This window comes from Sandarakinorhabdus sp. (genome assembly GCF_040398645.1).
Classification (GTDB): Bacteria; Pseudomonadota; Alphaproteobacteria; order Sphingomonadales; family Sphingomonadaceae; genus Sandarakinorhabdus.
Genome location: NZ_JBBATR010000112.1, coordinates 1 through 2040, shown reverse-complemented (window position 1 = coordinate 2040; position 2040 = coordinate 1). Strand labels below are relative to the sequence as shown.

The following is a 2040-nucleotide window of genomic DNA, read 5'->3' as shown; positions in this document are numbered from 1 at the left end:
TGCGCGTCGCCCCTGCCCGCCCAGCGGCCGGGCGTTTGCCCGGACTGACCCTTGGGCGGTTGTGCCGCAGGGCCAGCCGCTGGTTTGCTGTCCGCCGTGAACAGCCCATGCGGATCGCCAAAGGTAAAGGCCATGCGGCCGCCGCGCACCGCCTCTTTTTCCCAACCGGCCAGCGGCGATTGCGCCGCATAAACTTCATCAGGGGTCAGGCCGTCGAAATAATTATAGCCGGCGTTAAAGGCCCGCACATGCTCAAGGCACAAAAACTGCCAGCCGCCAACATCGCCCGGCACACGATTTGAACGCGGCGCGCGAAATTCTCCAGCCTGGCTGCAGCTTGGCCACGCGCAAGCGGCCGGATCGGCCTGCTCCACCCGCCCATGCCACCGGCTGTGGCGCATATTGCCCGTGTTCGAAATTGCTGTCTTCCCTGGCGTGTTGCTATTTGGGTTGTGACCATGATTATAACGGCCATCACAGGAGCGCATATGGGCAGACTTGCCGCAGAAATCGAATCTCGCTTGATTGCCGCTTTGGCGCCATCGGCGCTGGACGTGATTGACGACAGTCACGAACATCGCGGTCACGGCGGCCACCGCGGTGACGATGGTGAATCGCACTTCACTGTCAAAATCAGCGCAGCGGCCTTTGTCGGCCTCAACCGGGTTGCCCGGCAGCGCGCGGTTTATGCAGCCTTGGGTGAACTGGTCGCGCCCGATCGCATCCACGCGTTGCGCATCATCGCTGAACTGCCCGCTGCCCCATGACACGCCATTTTTTGTTCGCTGCGCTGCTGCTGATCGCAACGCCGGCCGCTGCAGCGACGCAAACAGTTGGCAGCCTGAACGGCGCAGCAATCGTCGATACCCTGGATGTGCAAGCGGTGCCTGCCGGCACGGTGCAGCGTTTCTGGTTCCGCGCCGGAACCAGCCCGGTTGGGCAGCCGTGGCTGGTTCCGGTGATCGTGGTGAAAGGGGCTCTGCCCGGCCCGCGCCTGCTGCTCACGGCCGGCATCCACGGCGATGAATTGAACGGCATTGCCGTGCTGCACCAACTTGCTGCCGGCATTGATCCCGCCAAGCTGTCAGGCACACTCACGCTGGTGCCGGGCCTTAACCCGCCCGGCCTGCTGCAATCCACACGGCAATGGACTCCGGACTGGTCGCGCAGTGCGCCCAACCTCAATCGCGAAATGCCCGGCAAGATCGGCGGCAGCGCCATAGCCGATTTTGCTGGCCGGCTGTGGCAACATCTGATCCGTCCAAATGCCGACACAGCCATTGATCTGCACACCCAGTCACGCGGCACCGCCTATATGATGTACGCATTTGCATCGAATGCCCGCACAAGGCGGATGGCCGAACTGGTGGCGCCCGATATCATCAAAATGGACAAGGGCGACAAGGGCACGGTGGAAAACACCCTGACTGACGACGGCGTGCCGGCCATCACCCTCGAACTGGGCCGGCCAGAAATGTTTGACGACACCATGATCGCCCGCGCCGAAGCCGGCCTGCTCAATTTGATGCGCGAGCTTAAAATGCTGCCCGGCACGGCAACGCCGCCGCCAGCCAGCCTGCTCGTTGCCAACGATATCGCCGCTGTGCGCGCAACCAAATCTGGCTGGGCGCGGCTGTTGCTGCCGCTGGGTGCACTGGTGAAAAAGGATCAAGCGATTGCGCAGGTGCGCGATGCCTTCGGCACCCTGATAGAAACCATCGTCGCCCCGGTTGATGGCCGCATCAACATGATTGCCACCGATCCGCGCATCGATCAGGGCGGCACCATCGCCCGCATTGTGTGGTGGTCAACCGATCCCGCCTGCACCAACGGCTGTTGAGTTGCGCCGCGCAGCAGGCTATGGCGCGCCAAGTCGCCAGCAGCGCGCCGGATTAGCTCAGCGGTAGAGCAGCGGTTTTGTAAACCGAAGGTCGGGGGTTCAATCCCCTCATCCGGCACCATATCATCGTGCGCCTGTTCAGCGCGCGATGCGAGCGGGGCGATGAAGCGCAGTTGTTCGAAAGGTCGAATCGCTGTAGA

The 2040-nt window shown here is 62.8% G+C and carries 2 protein-coding genes, 1 tRNA gene and 1 pseudogene; 3 read left to right on the top strand and 1 reads right to left on the bottom strand.

The window, feature by feature from the left end:
* Positions 1-293, bottom strand: a pseudogene (locus ABWP50_RS13435) (molecular chaperone DnaJ); the annotation flags it as partial.
* A 195-nt stretch (positions 294-488) separates the two neighbouring features.
* Between ABWP50_RS13435 and ABWP50_RS13430 the strand changes: the two are divergent.
* The 3 genes from ABWP50_RS13430 to ABWP50_RS13420 all read left to right on the top strand — a co-directional run bounded on the left by ABWP50_RS13430 (position 489) and on the right by ABWP50_RS13420 (position 1961).
* Complete coding sequence (locus ABWP50_RS13430; protein WP_353218494.1) at positions 489-767, top strand: BolA family protein; 279 nt, start codon at positions 489-491, stop codon at positions 765-767.
* Positions 764-1840 carry a succinylglutamate desuccinylase/aspartoacylase family protein gene (locus ABWP50_RS13425; protein WP_353218493.1) on the top strand — a complete coding sequence of 359 codons (1077 nt, stop codon included), beginning with the start codon at positions 764-766 and terminating at the stop codon, positions 1838-1840. Before ABWP50_RS13430 ends, ABWP50_RS13425 begins: the two co-directional genes overlap by 4 nt.
* A 46-nt stretch (positions 1841-1886) precedes the next feature.
* A tRNA-Thr gene (locus ABWP50_RS13420) sits at positions 1887-1961 on the top strand.
* The last annotated feature ends 79 nt before the right edge of the window (positions 1962-2040 follow it).

What these genes read in the sequence shown, in the direction of transcription:
- ABWP50_RS13430 (WP_353218494.1), top strand. Translation starts at nt 489, where the DNA reads ATGGGCAGACTTGCCGCAGAAATCGAATCTCGCTTGATTGCCGCTTTG.
- ABWP50_RS13425 (WP_353218493.1), top strand. Translation starts at nt 764, where the DNA reads ATGACACGCCATTTTTTGTTCGCTGCGCTGCTGCTGATCGCAACGCCG.